Source organism: Agrobacterium tumefaciens (genome assembly GCF_005221385.1).
Classification (GTDB): Bacteria; Pseudomonadota; Alphaproteobacteria; order Rhizobiales; family Rhizobiaceae; genus Agrobacterium; species Agrobacterium tomkonis.
The window spans coordinates 1,754,137-1,771,673 of the sequence record NZ_CP039904.1 but is presented as its reverse complement, the minus strand read 5'-3'; the positions used below and the strand labels follow the sequence as shown (position 1 = coordinate 1,771,673).

General features: G+C 59.9%; 16 protein-coding genes. 14 read left to right on the top strand and 2 right to left on the bottom strand.

Features of this window, described 5'->3' with window-relative positions; genetic code table 11:
• The first annotated feature begins 48 nt into the window (after positions 1-48).
• On the top strand, positions 49-1,950 hold the full coding sequence (locus tag CFBP6623_RS23360) for a bifunctional sugar phosphate isomerase/epimerase/4-hydroxyphenylpyruvate dioxygenase family protein (protein ID WP_080843262.1): 1,902 nt from the start codon (positions 49-51) through the stop codon (positions 1,948-1,950).
• 60 nt (positions 1,951-2,010) lie between these two features.
• On the opposite strand, the gene CFBP6623_RS23355 is transcribed toward CFBP6623_RS23360, so the two are convergent.
• Positions 2,011-2,304 (bottom strand): putative quinol monooxygenase, encoded by a 294-nt coding sequence (locus CFBP6623_RS23355; protein WP_080842978.1) that lies wholly within the window; start codon positions 2,302-2,304, stop codon positions 2,011-2,013.
• Between the two features lie 292 nt (positions 2,305-2,596).
• Between CFBP6623_RS23355 and CFBP6623_RS26955 the strand changes: the two genes are divergently transcribed.
• The 7 genes from CFBP6623_RS26955 (at position 2,597) to CFBP6623_RS23320 (ending at position 10,906) form a co-directional block, all read left to right on the top strand.
• Positions 2,597-2,734 (top strand): hypothetical protein, encoded by a 138-nt coding sequence (locus CFBP6623_RS26955; RefSeq protein ID WP_167379194.1) that lies wholly within the window; start codon positions 2,597-2,599, stop codon positions 2,732-2,734.
• A 139-nt stretch (positions 2,735-2,873) separates the two neighbouring features.
• Positions 2,874-4,694 (top strand): ABC transporter ATP-binding protein, encoded by a 1,821-nt coding sequence (locus CFBP6623_RS23345; protein ID WP_080842977.1) that lies wholly within the window; start codon positions 2,874-2,876, stop codon positions 4,692-4,694.
• 41 nt (positions 4,695-4,735) lie between these two features.
• Complete coding sequence (locus CFBP6623_RS23340; RefSeq protein WP_080842976.1) at positions 4,736-6,271, top strand: ABC transporter substrate-binding protein; 1,536 nt, start codon at positions 4,736-4,738, stop codon at positions 6,269-6,271.
• A gap of 89 nt (positions 6,272-6,360) precedes the next feature.
• A complete protein-coding gene (locus CFBP6623_RS23335) occupies positions 6,361-7,284 on the top strand; it encodes an ABC transporter permease (RefSeq protein WP_167379193.1) in 924 nt (307 codons plus the stop codon).
• A gap of 6 nt (positions 7,285-7,290) precedes the next feature.
• Positions 7,291-8,139, top strand: a complete 849-nt coding sequence (locus CFBP6623_RS23330; protein WP_080842975.1) for an ABC transporter permease — start codon at positions 7,291-7,293, stop codon at positions 8,137-8,139.
• A gap of 5 nt (positions 8,140-8,144) precedes the next feature.
• Positions 8,145-9,878 (top strand): M14 family metallopeptidase, encoded by a 1,734-nt coding sequence (locus CFBP6623_RS23325; RefSeq protein ID WP_080842974.1) that lies wholly within the window; start codon positions 8,145-8,147, stop codon positions 9,876-9,878.
• A gap of 203 nt (positions 9,879-10,081) precedes the next feature.
• Positions 10,082-10,906: an AraC family transcriptional regulator gene (locus tag CFBP6623_RS23320; RefSeq protein ID WP_052820654.1), complete on the top strand. Its 825-nt coding sequence runs from the start codon at positions 10,082-10,084 to the stop codon at positions 10,904-10,906.
• 81 nt (positions 10,907-10,987) lie between these two features.
• Here the strand turns inward: CFBP6623_RS23320 and CFBP6623_RS23315 are convergent, their stop codons facing one another.
• Positions 10,988-11,365, bottom strand: coding sequence for a hypothetical protein (locus CFBP6623_RS23315; protein WP_052820655.1), 378 nt, complete (start codon positions 11,363-11,365; stop codon positions 10,988-10,990).
• Positions 11,366-11,742: 377 nt separating this feature from the next.
• Between CFBP6623_RS23315 and CFBP6623_RS23310 the strand changes: the two genes are divergently transcribed.
• The 6 genes from CFBP6623_RS23310 to CFBP6623_RS23285 all read left to right on the top strand — a co-directional run bounded on the left by CFBP6623_RS23310 (position 11,743) and on the right by CFBP6623_RS23285 (position 17,397).
• Entirely contained in the window at positions 11,743-12,915 is a 1,173-nt protein-coding gene (locus tag CFBP6623_RS23310) for an ABC transporter substrate-binding protein (protein ID WP_080842973.1), read from the top strand.
• 118 nt (positions 12,916-13,033) lie between these two features.
• Positions 13,034-13,897: a branched-chain amino acid ABC transporter permease gene (locus tag CFBP6623_RS23305; RefSeq protein ID WP_046802034.1), complete on the top strand. Its 864-nt coding sequence runs from the start codon at positions 13,034-13,036 to the stop codon at positions 13,895-13,897.
• Between the two features lies 1 nt (position 13,898).
• On the top strand, positions 13,899-14,906 hold the full coding sequence (locus CFBP6623_RS23300; RefSeq protein WP_080842972.1) for a branched-chain amino acid ABC transporter permease: 1,008 nt from the start codon (positions 13,899-13,901) through the stop codon (positions 14,904-14,906).
• Complete coding sequence (locus tag CFBP6623_RS23295; RefSeq protein ID WP_080842971.1) at positions 14,903-15,667, top strand: ABC transporter ATP-binding protein; 765 nt, start codon at positions 14,903-14,905, stop codon at positions 15,665-15,667. The genes CFBP6623_RS23300 and CFBP6623_RS23295 overlap by 4 nt, the downstream gene beginning before the upstream one ends.
• The gene (locus tag CFBP6623_RS23290) at positions 15,648-16,364 is read left to right on the top strand and encodes an ABC transporter ATP-binding protein (protein WP_052820660.1); all 717 of its coding nucleotides are present in this window, start codon (positions 15,648-15,650) and stop codon (positions 16,362-16,364) included. The genes CFBP6623_RS23295 and CFBP6623_RS23290 overlap by 20 nt, the downstream gene beginning before the upstream one ends.
• 217 nt (positions 16,365-16,581) lie before the next feature.
• The gene (locus CFBP6623_RS23285) at positions 16,582-17,397 is read left to right on the top strand and encodes a MurR/RpiR family transcriptional regulator (protein WP_046802038.1); all 816 of its coding nucleotides are present in this window, start codon (positions 16,582-16,584) and stop codon (positions 17,395-17,397) included.
• Positions 17,398-17,537 lie beyond the last annotated feature (140 nt).

Below are 17,537 nucleotides of genomic sequence, written 5' to 3'. Positions count from 1 at the left end.
AAGGAAGGCAATATGGCGAGCTATGACACAGGCAGACACGGCATGCCAATGCGCACATCCATTGCAACCGTATCGATCAGCGGCGAATTTCCCGAAAAACTGGCGGCCATCGCCAAGGCGGGTTTCAGTGGCGTGGAGATTTTCGAAAACGATTTCCTGACCTATGACGCCTCCCCGCGCGAGGTGAAGGCGCTTGTCGCCGATCACGGGCTGGACATTACGCTTTTCCAGCCATTCCGCGATTTCGAGGGCATGCCGGAGCCGCACCGCGCCCGCGCCTTCGAACGCGCTCAGCGCAAATTCGACATCATGGGCGAACTCGGCACCGACCTGATGCTGATCTGCTCGAATGTCTCGCCGGTCTCGCTTGGCGGCATCGACCGCGCCGCCGCCGATTTCCATCAACTTGGGGAGCTTGCGGCAAAACACGGCGTGCGCGTCGGCTATGAGGCACTGGCCTGGGGCCGCCATATCAGCGATCACCGCGATGCCTGGGAGGTGGTGCGCCGCGCCGACCACGCCAATGTCGGCATCATTCTCGACAGTTTCCACACGCTCTCACGCAAGATCGACCCCAATTCGATCCGCTCCATCCCCGGCGACAAGATCTTCATCGTGCAGCTGGCCGATGCGCCGCTGATCGACATGGACCTGCTCTACTGGAGCCGCCATTTCCGCAACATGCCGGGCGAAGGCGACCTGCCGGTGGTGGATTTCATGCGCGCCGTGGCGGCGACGGGTTACAGCGGCCCGCTATCGCTGGAAATCTTCAACGACCAGTTCCGCGGCGGCTCGGCCCGCCTGCTCGCCGAAGACGGTCACCGCTCGCTCATCAACCTCATGGATCAGGTGCGCCGTCTCGAACCCGATATTCGCATCGATGTGCCGGCCATGCCGGAGCGGGTGCAAACGCAAGGGGTGGAATTCGTCGAATTCACCACGGCACCGGAGGAAAAAGCCCATCTGGAGACATTGCTCGCCACGCTCGGTTTCGAAAGAACCGGCAAGCACTGCAATCGCGATGTCGATCTTTATACGCAGGGCGACATCCGCATTGTTATCAACACCAGCGATGAAGGCGACAGTTTCGCCGGCGCGTCCTATTCCATCCACGGCACCAATGCCTATGCCTTCGGCCTGAAGGTCGATAATGCACAGGCGGCCCTTGCCCGGGCCGAAGCGCTCGGCGCGCCGACCTTCACGGAACCGCGCAAGACGGGCGAAGTGGCCGTTCCCGCCATTCAGGGCGTGGGCAACGGCGTCATCTATTTCCTCGATGCCTCGCCGGCGCTCGCCTCCATCTGGGACAATGAGTTCGTGTCGACGCAGGGACGGAAGGCAGCCGAAGATGCCGGCCTGAAGCGCATCGATCACCTTGCGCAAACAACGCATTATGATGAAATGCTGACCTGGCTTCTGTTCTACACATCGCTGTTTTCCACCCGCCGCACGCCGATGGTCGATGTGGTCGATCCCGGCGGATTGGTGCGCAGTCAGGCAATTGAAAGCGTGCCCTCGCCGCATTTCCGCCTGACCATGAACGGCGCCGACAATCGCAAGACCTTCGCCGGCAAATTTCTGGCCGAGGGTTTCGGCACCAGCATCCAGCACATCGCCTTTGCCACCGATGATATTTTCGCGACGGCCAAGGCAATGCAGGCACGAGGTTTCCACGCCCTGCCGATCTCGCGCAATTATTACGACGATCTGGAAGCCCGTTTCGGGCTGGAACCGGAATTTTCCGATGCCCTGCGAGAAGCAAGTATTCTTTATGACCGCGACGACAATGGCGAATATTTCCAGATATACAGCCGCACCTTCGGTGAAGGTTTCTTCTTCGAGATCATCGAGCGGCGTGGTGCCTATGCCGGTTATGGGGCCATGAACGCGCCTTTCCGCATTGCGGCCCAACGACGTCTTGCACCACCGGTCGGCATGCCGAAGGAATAATTGCCGTCGAAAACCGACAGTACGCAGCGACAGGAATGCCGCTGCGGCCGGCCGTTCTTCTCACGCCACCGCCGTTATCTCGTAATCCCGTGGAATGGCGGAGGTGGCAGCAAACCACTCCGATGCCCGCGTCCGCTGCTGATGAAAATCAAAGGCGGCGCGATCGACAAAAAGTTCCTCCACCCGCCAGATCAGAGGGTCGTCGGTCTGAGTGACGTCAAAGGAAATGCAGCCGGGTTCCGCTCTGGTCAGACGAAGGTGCTCGGGAAGATGGGTTTCCACAAGCTGGATATCCTCCACCGATGCGCAACGCAGGAAGCCGGATAATCTGACTGCGCCCGTTCTATTCGTCATGTTCGGTATCCTCGTTGGATTATTGTTTATCCGCCTGTAGCACGGGCAACGATACAATCGTCTACCATTGCGACATCACGATAAAATTTGTCCGCTTACCCTTCCTCCGTCATCCTCGAAAGTAAGCCCTGAAGAGGCGTTGTACGCGCCCAGCACATTGAGGCACACCCGCGCCCAAAATAAATGCACTTGCGCATTTGTAGAGCAGTACATAAAAATTGTTCAACACTCTGGACATGATTGTCGGGTTTTGTTAGCTTTTTTGTAAAACAAGGGTGGGGAATACAATTTCATGCGCAACATCGATTCCGGGGCCGATGCCGGGCATCTTGCCGGCACCGACGTCGTGGCTTTCAAAGCCGGGGCAAGATCGCAATATCCGCGTCTGCCGGCTTCATCCGATGCCCATTGCGCCTTCGAGGCGGCGTGAGCCACCATGCGCTCTTCCTTCACATTCGCCTTCTTTCGCGCAACGCCTGATGCCGGCGCCTGTCCGACGCCCTTTTGCCCTTCCATAATTCAGATGGCCGCGCCAGAATTGCCGCGCACGCCAAGCCGGAGACGCTGACATGACTGCCGTAAACCGCAACGCCCTCCTCTCGGTCGAAGGCCTGAGCGTCGAGTTCGGCGACAGCCGCGTCGTGGACGACATCTCCTTTTCCGTGGAAGCAGGCAGGACCGTGGCAATCGTCGGCGAATCCGGATCGGGAAAATCGGTCACCTCACTGTCCACCATGCGCCTTGCCGACATGATGGGCGCGACCTATCCCACCGGTAAAATCCTGTTTGAAGGCAAGGATTTGCTGAAGGCCTCGCAGAAGGAGATGCGCTCGATCCGCGGCAAGGAGATCGCCATGATCTTCCAGGAGCCGATGACATCGCTGAACCCGGTCTTCACCATCGGCGACCAGATTTGCGAAGTGCTTGTTCTGCATGAGAAGATGGGCAAGCAGGCGGCCATGGCGGAAGCAAAAAAGCTGCTCGACATGGTGCGGCTGCCCGATGCGGCCGAGCTTTTGCACCGTTACCCCCACCAGCTTTCCGGCGGCATGCGCCAGCGCGTGATGATCGCCATGGCGCTCGCCTGCCGACCGAAGCTCTTGATCGCCGACGAACCGACGACGGCGCTGGACGTGACCATTCAGGCGCAAATCCTCAACATCATGCGCGACCTGCAGAAGAAGCTCGGCATGGGCATGGTCTTCATCACCCATGATATGGGCGTGGTGGCTGAAATGGCCGATGACGTCGTCGTCATGTGGAAGGGCAAGAAGGTCGAGGAAGGTCCGGTCAAGGATATCTTCGGCAATCCGCAGCACCCCTATACGCGCGCCCTGCTTTCCGCCGTTCCGCGTCTCGGCAGCATGGAAGGCGAAGAGTTTCCCAAGCGCCTGCCGCTCACCGTATTGCAGGACGGCCAGCCGGTGGTGGTCGGCGAGGAACGCGTGCAGAACACCGCAAAATATGACGCCAAGCCGCTACTGTCGGTCAAGGATCTGTTCGTTCGTTTCGATATCCGCAAGAACCTGTTCGGCAAGGCGACACACCGTTGTAGCGCCGTCCAGAAGGTCAGCTTCGACATTCATGCCGGAGAGACGCTGGCGCTGGTGGGTGAATCCGGTTCCGGCAAATCCACCATCGGCCGCACCATCCAGCAGCTGCAATCGGCAGTGTCGGGAGAAATCTCCTTCAATGGCCGCAGCTATTCTCAGATGTCGGCGGCAGAGCGCTTCCGCATGCGCCAGGAAGTGCAATATATCTTCCAGGACCCCTTCGCCTCGCTCGATCCGCGCAAGACGGTGGGTTTTTCCATTGCCGAGCCAATCAACACCCATGGTTTGATCAATGATCAGAAGGCCGTACGGCGGCGCGTGGATGAATTGCTGGAACGTGTGGGCCTAAGCTCCGAACATGCATCACGGTATCCGCACGAGTTTTCCGGCGGCCAGCGCCAGCGTGTCTGCATTGCCCGCGCACTCGCTTCCGACCCAAAGCTCATCATCGCCGACGAGGCGCTCTCGGCGCTCGACGTCTCCATTCAGGCGCAGATCATCAATCTGTTCATGGACCTGCAGGCCGAGCGCGGTCTCGCTTATCTCTTCATCAGCCATGACATGGCGGTGGTGGAAAAGATGAGCCACCGCGTCGCCGTGCTTTATCTCGGCCAGATCATGGAAATGGGCAGCCGCCGGCAGGTCTTCGAAACCCCGACGCATGATTATACCCGCCGCCTGCTTTCGGCCGTGCCGGTCGCCGATCCCAAGATCGAGCGCCGCATCGCCATGATCGAGGGCGAAATTCCCAATCCCGTGCGCCGTGTCGGCGATGAGCCGGCCATTCTCGCCCATGAGGAAATCAATCCAGGCCATTTCATCGCGAAGAGCGCCTGAATAACAACCAGACCCACAACAATCTGAAGAGGAACAGGTAGATGACAATAATCAAGAAGGGGATGACGACAACGTTCGTCGCGCTTGCCATGGCCGCCACGGCCTTGAACGCCGCACCGGCTCTTGCCGCCGGCAAGATGACCATTTCCAGCCCGCAGGACCCGGGCAGCTGGGATCCGATCGACACCTTCCTCGTGCAATGGGCGGCTGTGGCCACCAACATCTTCGACGGCCTGACCTATCGCGGCCCGGACCTGAAACTGGCCCCCGGCCTTGCCGAATCCTGGGAAGAGCTGGATGAGGGCAAGCGCATCCGCTTCAAGCTGCGCCAGAACGTCAAGTTCCACAATGGCGAACCCTTCGACGCCGCCGCTGTCAAGTTCACCTTCGAGCGCCTTCTCGGCGAACAGGGTGCCAAGGGCCCGCAGCGCTCCAACTATGTCGCCATCGAAAGCGTCGACGTCATCGACGACTACACTGTCGACATGAAGCTGAAGGCGCCGGATCCGGTGCTGCTGACCAAGCTTGCCGGTTATGGCGGCATGATCGTTCCGCCGAAGTACATTCAGGAAAAGGGCGAGGATAATTTCAACCTCAACCCGATCGGCACCGGTGCGTTCAAATTCGTTTCCTACGCGCCGAAGACCAACATCAAGCTGGAAGCCAACCCGGATTACTGGGGCGGTGCGCCGAAGCTTTCCGAGCTTGAATATCGTTTCATCGCCGAACCGGCGACCGCCGTTGCCGAATTGCAGGCCGGCCGCGTCGATCTCGTCATTCCGCCCACCATCCCGATCGGCATGATCCCGGTTATCGAGGGCGATTCCAAGCTGGAGATCGTCAGCGTTCCCGGCCCGACTGTGGATGCGCTGCGCTTCAACACCCGTGATGGCATCACCGCCGATCCGAAGGTGCGCAAGGCGATCATCATGGCCGTCGACCGTGGCACCATCGTCAAGTCGATCCTTGCCGGCCAGGCCTCCGAGATTGCAAGCTTCCAGAGCGCGCTGTCCTTCGGTTACGATCCGGAACTGAAGCCGCTGCCTTACGATCCGGAAGGTGCGAAAAAATTGCTTGCGGAAGCCGGCGTCAAGGCAGGTGCGGCGCTGCAGATCGATATCCGCGGCAATGACGCGACAATGAACGAGGTGGCGCAGGTTATTTCCAGCTACCTCTCCATGGTCGGCATCACCGCCACCATCAAGCCTTACGAAACCAACGTTCTGCTGAACGACATCATCCCGCAGGGCAAGACCGGCGCGATGTTCCAGCAGAAATGGGGCGGCTGGACCTTCGATTACGATAACACGGCCTATTCCATGTATCACTCGGGTGAAAAGTGGAACCCTTACGACAAGGACGAGAAGCTGGACAAGCTGCTGGAATCCCAGCGCCCGCTGACCGACCGTGCCGAGCGCGAAAAGATCCTCAAGGAAATCGGCAGCTATACCGCCGAACGCGCGCTGGAAATTCCGCTTTACAACACCAATGCCATTTATGGCATCAACAAGCGGGTCAAGGGTTTCATCGCACCGCCGGACAACCGCCTGAAGCTTACCGACGTCACCGTCGAATAAGCGGGTTGATCCTCTGACACGCCGCCTTGTCCGCCTCTCGCGGGCAAGGCGGGATTTCTCTTCCCCCGTTTCCTCGCAAGGTAAAAAACGTGGCCGGTTTCCTCATCAAGCGATTGCTGCAGGCGATTTTTGTCGTCATCGCCATCACCCTTCTCGTCTCTTTCGCCATCCGCCTGACGGGCGATCCGGCTGTCACCATGTTCCAGGGCGGCGGCAGCATGACGGAAGACGATCTGGCGCGCATTCGCGCGGCGCTCGGTACCGACCGACCGTTCTTCGTGCAATATTTCAGCTTCCTGAAGGGCCTCGTAACGCTCGATTTCGGCCGCAGCTTCACCGGCAGCACGCCGGTCTCGCGGCTGATTGCCGACGCCCTGCCCGCCACGCTTTTGCTCGCCTTCATCTCGATGGCGGTGTCGATTGTGCTTTCGATCCCGCTCGGCATCAAGGCGGCGACCTCGCGCGGCAAGACGGCCGATCAGGTGATCCGCATCTTCTCGCTTGTCGGCCTGTCCTTCCCGAATTTCTGGCTGGCCACCATGCTGGTGCTCCTGTTCTCCATCACGCTCGGCTGGCTGCCGCCCAGCGGCATGGGCGGTTTTGCCAGCTACATCATGCCGTCAGTCACCATGGGTGTGATCCTGACGGCCACCAATGTGCGCCTGGTGCGCACGGCCATGCTCGATACGCTGCGTTCGCAATATGTCATGGTGGCGCGCGCCAAGGGTCTCAGCGAAAGCAAGGTGCTGTACAAACACGCGCTGCGCAACTGCGCCATTCCGCTGATTACCTATTTCGGCCTGCAATTCGGCGGGCTGCTCGGCGGCATCGTCGTCATCGAGCGTGTCTTCAACTGGCCGGGTCTCGGCACGCTGGCTTTCGATGCGGTCGGCGCGCGTGATTATCCCGTGCTTCAGGCCGTCATCACCGTGCTGTCGCTGATGATCGTCGGCATCAACCTTCTGGTCGATATCGCCTATGGGCTTGTCGATCCGCGCATCCGCACGGAGTAAGTGACGATGGCTGCCAAAACCTCGCGCCTGTCGCGCTTCACCAATCTCGAATTCGTTCTCGGCGCGTTGCTCACCACCGTCATCTGCCTTGCCGTCCTCTTTTCCGACGTGCTGTTTCCCGGTGGGGCGGAGAAGATCGACCTGATGGCGCGCCTTGCCAAGCCCTTTGCCAGCGCCGCCCATCCGCTCGGCACCGATCCGCTGGGGCGTGACGTGCTCGCCCGCGTCGTCGCCGGCGGCAAGATTTCGCTGCTGGTCGGTTTCACTTCGGTCATCGGCGCCGTCATCTTCGGCGTCGCTGTCGGCCTCGTGGCCGGTTATTATCGCGGCTTCTGGGATATGCTGGTCATGCGCTTTGCCGATATCCAGCTCGCCATGCCCTTCATCCTTCTTGCCATCACCTTCATCGCCATTGTCGGCGGCAGCCTTACCAACACCATCATCCTGCTGATCGTGTCTCAATGGGTGCAATATGCCCGCCTCGTGCGCGGCTCGGTGCTGACGCTGAGGGAACGGGAATTCATCCTTTCCGCCCGCGCCATCGGCGTGAAGGACTGGCGCATCATCCTCCAGCACCTGCTGCCGAACCTCATCGGCCCCGTCATCGTGCTGATGACGCTCAATGTCGCCAACAATATCCTGCTTGAAAGCAGCCTCACCTTCCTTGGCCTCGGCGTCGATCCGACCATTCCGAGCTGGGGCGGCATGCTGGCGGATGGCCGCACCTATCTGCAGACGGCATGGTGGGTCAGCGTTTTCCCCGGCCTCGCCATTCTCCTCACCGTGCTTGGCCTCAACCTTCTCGGCGACTGGCTGCGCGACAGCCTTGACCCAACAGGCAGAACCTCGAGGTAACAGCGATGAGCCAGATTTTCGAACAGACCTTCGAGCGCACCCTGGACGCCCTTGTCGCCCGCGCCGCGCCCGGCCAATCCTTCGAGGCATGGACCTTCGATGATGCCAAAAGCCGCCGCGAGGCCGAAGAGAGGCTGAAGAAGAAGGGCATCAGCGCCCGTATCCGCAGCGCCTACAAGCCGCTTCTCTTCACCTTTCTGGAAGAGATCAATCTTGATGGCGTCGATAGCATCGAGGTGGGTTACCCGGTGCACGCAAACGCGCCCGCCAACCGTTTCCGGCTGGAGGCCTATCCGCTGGCAGCATTGGTCGGCGATGCGAAGATTGGCTTCATTGCCCGCAAGGACGATGCCCTTCACTATGACCTGACACTCAAGCGTGGCGACCGGACGGAAACACTGAAGGTTCTGGCTCCAAACCGGGTTCACGACGATATCGTCGGCGAAACCAATGTCTCACCCACCGGCTGGTTCCGTCTTGCAGGCGATATGACCGGCGAGCGGCTGGAGACGGACTACGAGCGACTTTTCGAAGCGGCCATTAAAGCAGTCGCCAGCCACGACTGGGGTAATGAAGAACCCTATTTCGAGGAATTGAACATCCGCGCTGCGCATCCGGCCGAAGACCTGTCGCTACCGGTCGGCGATGAAGTCGTCAGCCTGCGTGAAGCGCTGCATGAGGATTTCTATTTCTCGCTCTTGGAATTCTTCCAGAAAAAATCGGGCCGACCGCTGGGTGACCGCGGCCTGAAACCCGGCCAGATCGTTCCGGAAATCGCCAAGAGCAATGGCGAGGTTTCGGTCCGCATCGAGACCCGTGCGCTCACCACCGCCTTCCTCGATGGCAAGGAGCAGACGATCGATGCGGCCAGCGAACCGGTGGCCGCAGGTCAGATCGCAGGGTTGCTATCGGAGATCGGCGGCGAGGCCTTCGATGCCCGCTCGCGTTCCGGCCGCATTCTGGCCGCCCGTTACATCGCCGGCAGCGATGCCGCCGTGATGGTGAGTGGCGGCCAGCACCCCAACGAGACGACAGGCATCGTCGGCGCCATCCGGGCGGCCCGCAAACTTGCAGAGCGCAAGGGTGCGCATTTCACCATATCGCCGCTGGAAAACCCTGACGGCTATGCCCTGCACCAACGGCTGCGCATCGACAATCCCCGTCATATGCACCATGCGGCACGCTACACGGCGCTGGGCGACGATCTCGAATATCGCACGCCGGAAAATTCAGGCAGCCATCTCAACGAGAAGGAAATCCGCTTCAAAGCGCAGGAGATGAGCGGTGCCAGCCTGCATGTAAACCTGCACGGCTATCCCTCGCATGAATGGACCCGGCCTCTATCAGGTTATGTGCCGCGCAACTTCGCCATGTGGACACTGCCGAAAGGCTTCTTCCTCATCATCCGCCATCATGCCGACTGGGAAAGCCAGGCCGAAGCCCTGCTCGACAGGGTAACCCGCCATCTCGGCGCCATTCCCGGGCTGCTCGATTACAACAATCGACAGATCGCGCTTTATGAAATCCACGCCGGCGAAACCGGTTTCCGCATCATCAACGGCTTCCCGTGCCTCTCGTCCATCGACGACCGCCACACCGTGCCGATGACGTTGATCACCGAATATCCCGATGAGACGATCTACGGCGATGATTTCATCACCGGCCATACTGCACAGATGGAAACGGTTCTATCGGCCTATGATGCCTGGCAGGAGATTGTGTCACCGCAGGTCGCCTGACATCGCCAGGTAAGGGCCCCATGCCAGCGTATTCACCTTCGGGCGCGCTGGCACCCGGTCAACTTGGAAGCAGCGGCGCGACATCCGACAAATATTCGGATGTCTCCTGTATTGTCCGGTCCATTCGCGACAACAAGTCAAACCCGATCAAGCATGAAGGGGAGCGGTTTTGCATGATGCGGGTGTGAACCACAGGAGACCCCATGCCCGCCCTGGACAAACTTATCTGGCAGATCGAGACCGACCTGCACAAAGACCTGACATTGATGGTCCTGTCCGACCGCTGCGCCATCAGCACACATCATATGTGCCGGTTGTTCCAGCTTTCCACCGGCCTGTCGATCATGTCTTATGTCCGGGCGCGTCGGCTTTCCGAGGCGGCCAGAACCATCGCGCAGTGCGATGCTGACATCCTCACCGTCGCGCTTGGTGCGGGATACGGGTCTCATGAGGCGTTCACACGAGCCTTTGCGAATTATTTCAACATATTACCGAGCATTGTTCGCAAGGCCCGATCAACCTCATCCCTTGATCTCATGGAGCCATTCAAAATGAAGAACGACATGTTCGTCAAAGTCCAGCCACCGGAAATGCGCAGCGCCGACGCCTTCCTGGTAGTCGGTCTCAGCACCGCCTGTTCGCTGGAGAACAACGGCGCTATTCCGACGCTCTGGCAAGCCTTTAACACCCGTGAAAACGACGTCGAGGAGGCGGTATCCGGGGCCGCTTACGGCGTATGCAGCGTCGCCGATGAAGCTGGCAACTGCACATATCTAGCCGGCGTCAAAGCGCTGAAGAAAACAGCCGGCATGGATCACATCGAGGTACCCGCGCAATCCTACGCGGTCTTCACCCATAGTGGCCATATCTCGGATCTTCCCAAAACGGTCTATACGATCTGGAACAAAGCCTTGCCCGATGCCGGCCTCAAAACCGCCCGCTCCCCCGATTTCGAACTGTATGATCGACGTTTCGATCCGCAAACGGGACGGGGCACCGTGGAAATCTGGATTCCGATCGTCGCCTGACGCCTGAAATGCCTATGCCCCAGCCTAGTGCTGGGGCATACCCTGAACCGCACTTTTGGCGGGCAGGAACGGAAATTACGCTTATTTTTCCGGTGTCGTGGTGGCGGCAAGCTTGTTTTCCCGCTGTTTCTGCAACAGCTTCTTGCCTTTGCTGAGGATATGCAGGTTTGCGGCGTCGAGCTTGTTATAACCGGCCTGAATGATATCGATATCGGCGACATGGCCGATTGCGGCAAGCTTATACATGACATCGCCGACGGCCACGTCGACGGCCGGCACCGGCAAGGTTGCAACATCCTTCGTCGCCGCCTGAACACCCTCCACCGTACCACCCATGACGTGATACAGAGCCAGCGCCTTGCGCAGAAACGCCTCGCGGCGCTCGATCTTGTTGTTGAGTATACTTTCTCCGACGCGATTTCGCATCAGCTCAACAGCCTTATTTTGATATTCGCCCATCAGACACCAAATAAATTTCAAAATATGCTTCGCGAGACTACGAACAATCCCCTTAGAACTGGTTAAGGCATATCATTTTGCGCGCATGAAATCCGTGTCTTCCCGTCACCGGCCGCAGCCGTTTGATAACGGGACATCCAGACGCGGCAGCTTCCAGACAGGCCGCCCGCGATGGTCGCCGGTGGGCTTCGTATTGAGAATCACCCGGCGATGCCTATTGTGTGATCCCATTGCAGACGGAAGCAGATGAAGCCGGGATTGATAACCGTCAGGTTATTTATTACCCCCCTTATTTCATTTTACTTTGGTCACCGCACTCATCAATCTGGCAGCCTGGATCTGTGGATGGGAGCCACGGATCAATTGGGAGAAAATCAATGAAATTACGGATCACCGCCGCAATCGCGGCCATCTGCTTCAGTTCTGCTGCTTATGCCGAGACAATCAAGGTCGGCGTGGTCGGTCCGTTCTCCGGCCCCTTTGCGTTGCAGGGCAAGAACTTCAAGGCCGGCATCGATGCCTGGTTTGCACTTCACGGCAACAAGGTCGGCGATGACACGGTCGAGGTCGTCTATCGCGATGTGCCGCAAGCCGATCCGGCGCAGTCCAAGGCGCTGGCACAGGAACTGGTGGTGAAGGAACGCGTGCAATATCTCGCCGGCTTCTATTTCACACCCGACGCCATGGCCGTCACGCCGCTTCTGAAGCAGGGCAATGTGCCGATGGTCATCATGAATGCCGCCACTTCGGCCATCGTGACCAAAAGCCCCTATGTGGTGCGTACCTCGTTCACCACCTGGCAGACCTCCACCCCCATTGCCAAGGTGGCGTTTGATGGCGGTGTGAAGAAGGTCATTTCACTGGTCAGCGATTACGGCCCCGGCGTCGATGCCGAAAACGCGTTCAAGACGGCATTTACCGCCGCCGGCGGTGAGGTGGTGGAAACCATCCGCATGCCGCTTTCCACCAATGATTTCAGCCCCATCATGCAGCGCGTGAAGGATTCCGGCGCGCAAGGGGTTTTCGCCTTCCTGCCGTCAGGCCCGACCACGCTCGGCTTCGTCAAGGCCTTCAACGATAACGGGCTGAAATCATCAGGCGTCAAGCTCTTCGCGCCGGGCGATCTCACGCAGGAATCCGACCTGCCGGCACTTGGCGAGGCCGCACTCGGCATGCAGACGACCTTCCATTATGCCGTCTCGCATGATTCACCTGAGAACAAGACCTTCGTGGAAGCCGCCACCAAGGCGATCGGCAATCCGAAGGAACTGTCCTTCCCTGCCGTTAGCGCCTTTGACGGCATGTATGTCATCAGCAAGATGATCGAGGCCACCGGCGGCAAACAGGATGCGGAAAAGGCAGTCGAGGCGGTGAAGGGTCTTTCCTGGACAAGCCCGCGCGGCCCTGTCAGCATCGATCCGGAAAGCCGCCACATCACGCAGAACATCTATCTGCGCGAAGTCGCCAAGGGCGATGACGGCAACTATTACAACAAGGAAGTCCAGACCTTCGAAAAACAGGGCGATCCGGGTCTCACCGCCGCGAAATAACCGGCGATACCGGCCTCGCCGCCACAAGGGCGGCATTCTTGCAACGGTCGAGCCGCCCTTGCGGCGGTTCGGTTCCGGCCCGGACGGGCGTTACAGCACCGGGAGGAGTTTTTTCAACATGCAGACGGTCTTCAGCATCCTTATCGATGCGCTTGCCTATGGCATGGTCCTGTTCATCATCTCCATCGGCCTTTCGGTGACGATGGGACTGATGCGGGTGGTCAATCTGGCGCATGGCGCTTTCGCCATGATCGGCGGTTACCTCGCCTCTTATGCCGCCCACGGCCTCGGTCTCGGTTATGCGGCGGCGATCCTCGTTGCCATCGTCGGCACCATTATCATCGCCATACCGCTCGAACGTTTCCTTTACCGGCGGATTTATGGTGCACCTGAACTGACGCAGGTGCTGATGACCATCGGCATCACCTTCTGCATCATCGGCATCGCCAATTTCGTCTTCGGCCCGACGCTGAAGACCATTCCGCTGCCGCAGCAGCTGGCTGGCCCGACCGATCTCGGCTTCCGCACCATTGCGACCCACCGCATCTTCGCCATTGCCTGCGGTCTGGCCGTCGCGGGTGCATTGTGGTTCACCTTCGAAAAGACGGCCTTCGGCATCAAGCTGCGAGCGGCGGTGGACAATGCCGCGATGGCTGCGGCGCTGGGCGTGCGCACCGAAATCATCTATGCCGTCAGCTTCGCCATCGCCGTCGGTCTTGCCGCAATGGGCGGCGTCATCGGCGCGGAACTGCTGCCGGTCGAACCCTATTATGCGCTGCGCTATATGGTCACCTTCCTCGTGGTGGTCTCGGTCGGCGGCGCGGGCTCCATCCCCGGCGCGCTGATCGCCTGCCTGCTGCTCGGCGCCATCGATACGACCGGGCGGTATCTCGCCCCTGAATATGGCGAATTCTTCTTTTATCTGGCGGTCATCGTGATCATCACGTTGTTCCCGCGCGGCCTTCTCGGAAGGGCGAAATGAGATGGCGGTGCTCATGAACGACGTGACTGAAACGGCAGAGATCCCGAAAACACGCTCGCCGCTGCGCGCTGTCGCAGGGCCGCTCCTCATCATCGCCGCCGCCATCATCGGCTACTTTCTGTTTCCGGATAATCTGGCGCTTCTGACCCGCATCATCGCCATTGGGCTTCTCGTGCTTTCGATCGATCTCGTCACAGGGTATTGCGGTGTCGCCACGCTCGGCCATGCGGCGCTCTTCGGTGCGGGCGCCTATGCCGCCGGCATCGCCGCCGCCCATTTCGAGATCACCGATCCGCTGCTCATGACCGCCATCGGCGCCGCAGCAGGCGGCGTCGCCGGGCTGCTCTCCGGCACGGTTCTGCTGCGTGCCCACGGCCTGCCGCAGCTGGTGCTTTCCATCGCCGTCATCCATCTGTTCCATGAGGCGGCCAACAAGGCGTCGAACTGGACGGGCGGCAGCGACGGCCTTGCCGGCGTCTCGCCGGACGCCCTGTTCGGCACCTTCGAGTTCGATCTTTTCGGCCGCACCGCCTATATCTATGGCGTCTGTCTGCTGCTCCTCGTTTTCCTCGCCCTCAGGGTCATTGTCCACTCGCCCTTCGGCATGCTGTGTCGCGGCGTCAAGCAGGACAGCATCCGCATTCAGGCCATGGGCGGCTCGGTCAATGGCACGATTTTGAAGATGTTCGTCATATCAGGCGTCGTCGCCGGCATTGGCGGCGCACTGAACGCGATTTCCACCCAGGTCGTCGGCCTCGATAGCCTCAGCTTCACGCTTTCGGCCGAAGCGCTGGTCATGCTGGTACTCGGCGGCGCGGGTTCGCTCTATGGTGCGCTGATCGGCACCGTCACCTTCATGTGGTTCGAAGATGTCGTTTCCGCCGCCAATCCATTTCATTGGCTCACCATTGTCGGCCTGCTGCTGATTGCCGTCGTGCTCTTCGCACCACGCGGGCTTTATGGCGCAGGTGAGCAGATCATTGCGCGCCTGCGGGGAGTTCGTAAATGAGCGCCATTTTCGAAGTATCCGGCCTCAAGAAGAATTTCGGCGGCCTCGTCGTCACCAACAATGTCTCGCTGTCGCTTTCGCCGGGAGACCGCACGGTGCTGATCGGCCCCAATGGCGCCGGCAAGACCACCTTCGTCAATCTCGTCACCGGCAACATCAAGCCCTCGGCCGGCACGGTGCGCATCGCCGGCGAAGACGTGACCGGCCTCAGCGCCAGCCAGCGGGTGAAGCGCGGCCTCGTCCGCTCCTTCCAGGTCACAAGGCTGTTTCAGGACATGACGCCGGAGGAGCATGTGGCGCTTGCCATTCTCCAGCGCGAAGGCAAGACGGGCCGGATTTTCGGCCGTTACCGCGCCATGCCCGCGGTGATGAGCGAAGCCCGCGACATTCTCGGCACGCTCGGTCTTCTGGCCCTTGCAGAAACCCGCGTGCGCGAAATCGCCTATGGCCAGCAACGGCTGATCGAGATCGCGCTTGCCATGGCGCTTCGCCCGAAAATCCTGCTGCTCGACGAACCGGCCGCCGGCGTGCCTTCCACGGAAACCGCGCGCATCGAACAGGCACTCGACCGGCTGCCGGCCGATCTCGCGATCCTGATGATCGAGCATGACATGGATCTGGTCTTCCGTTTTGCCAAACGTGTGGTGGTGCTCGCCGCAGGCGCGGTCATCTTCGACGGTTCGCCGGAAGACGTCACCAGCAATGCGGAAGTCCGCCAAGCCTATCTGGGAAGTTACGCCGATGCCCGCAGCGCCGCTTGAAATCGTCAACCTCACCGCCGGTTACGGCCCCACCCGCGTCATCGAGGGCCTGTCGCTTTCCGTGCCGTCGGGCTCGCGTTTCGCGGTTCTCGGCCGCAACGGCGTCGGCAAGACCAGCCTCTTCGCCACGCTGGCCGGCCAGACGAAACGCTTTGCCGGCGATATCCGCATCGGCGGGCAGGACATCGCCGCCCTGCCGAGCGCCGCCCGCGCCAAAGCCGGCCTCGGCTACGTGCCGCAGACGCGGGATGTCTTCCCGACGCTGACCGTCGAGGAAAACCTGTTCGTCGGCCTCAAGACCCGGCCGAAATCGGCCATCGAGGAAGCCTACACGCTGTTTCCGCGCCTGAAGGAGCGCCGCCGCAATCTCGGCTCGCAACTTTCCGGCGGCGAACAGCAGATGCTTTCCACCGCCCGCACGATTCTCGGCCAGCCGCGCGTGCTGCTTCTCGACGAACCGCTGGAAGGCCTCGCCCCCGTCATCTGCGAGGAGCTGATGGCGGCCTTTTCCAAACTGGCGCAATCGGGCGAAATGACCATTCTTCTCGTCGAACAGCGTATCCAGATGGCCATCGACTTCGCCGACCACGCCATCATCATGGAACGTGGCCGCATCGTCTGGGAAGGGCCGTCCAGCGCGCTTGCGGAGAACCCGGATATTGTCGATACGCATCTTGGCGTTGGCGGGCTGCACTGAGTGCATCGAAATAAAACCAGAACAGGTTTCCAGCCCCCACCGCGCAGATGCGCATTGGCTGGACCCCTGTGACAGGCACAGGAATGAGGGCGTCGGATCAACTGTGCCCACAACGGACCCACGACACCTCATTTATTCGTTCCTAAAAAACCCAATGGAATAAAAATTCCACTGGAGTTAAAGTGCACACAATTTCAGTCTGCATAAAGGAACGACAATGACGGCAATCGAGGCGCCAGAATCGGTGAAGGCTTTTGAGGAGCGGTTGCTCCAGGTTGCGGAGGGGCTGCCGAAACGATTGCGGCAATGCGCCGATTATGTCGCCTCCAATCAGGACCGCATCGCCGTTTCCACCGTCGCCGAAATGGCAGAGGGTGCTGGCGTGCAGCCTTCGGCCTTCATGCGGTTTTGCCAGATCATGGGCTTTTCCGGTTTTTCGGAAATGCAGCGCCTGTTTCGCGATTCCTATGTCGGCGGCTGGCCGGATTACACCACACGGCTCGACCATCTGCGTGAAAAGGGCGATGAAAGTGCCTCCAGCCTGCTTGCGGAATTTGTCGAAGCTGGTCGTTCCTCGCTGGAAATGCTGCTGAAATCGGTCGATACACGGCAGCTTGACGAGGCAGTTTCGGCACTGGCTGGCGCGCGCACCGTCCACATTGTCGGTTTGCGACGTTCTTTCCCCATAGCCAGTTACCTTGCCTATGCCTTCGAGAAAATGAAGGTTCCGGCGGTTCTGCACAGCGCCGTCGGCGGGCTGGGCAATATCAGCGCCATCTCCAGCGATGACGCGCTGATCGCCATCACCTTCTCCCCCTATTCCACTGAGACGCTGGAACTGGCGGAAACGGCCCGGGCCAATGGCATTCCGGTGGTTGCGCTCTCTGATTCTGCCGTCAATCCGCTGCGAAAATCCGGCGCAACGCTTCTGACGGTCACGGAGATCGATTTTGGTGCATTCCGCTCCCTTTCCGCCACCCTCTGTCTGGCGATTACGCTGGCCGTGGCTGTGGGAACCCGCAAAACAGCCTGAATATTTTTATTGAAAATGGAAAAAATAGAATTTATGATCCAAATCCATGAAACGGGCATTCCATATTCGTCCGTCTCGTGACGGATGACAGCGGGCGGAGGAGGCCTGCCGGAACGGGATGGCGAAAGGTGCGGGCAGCT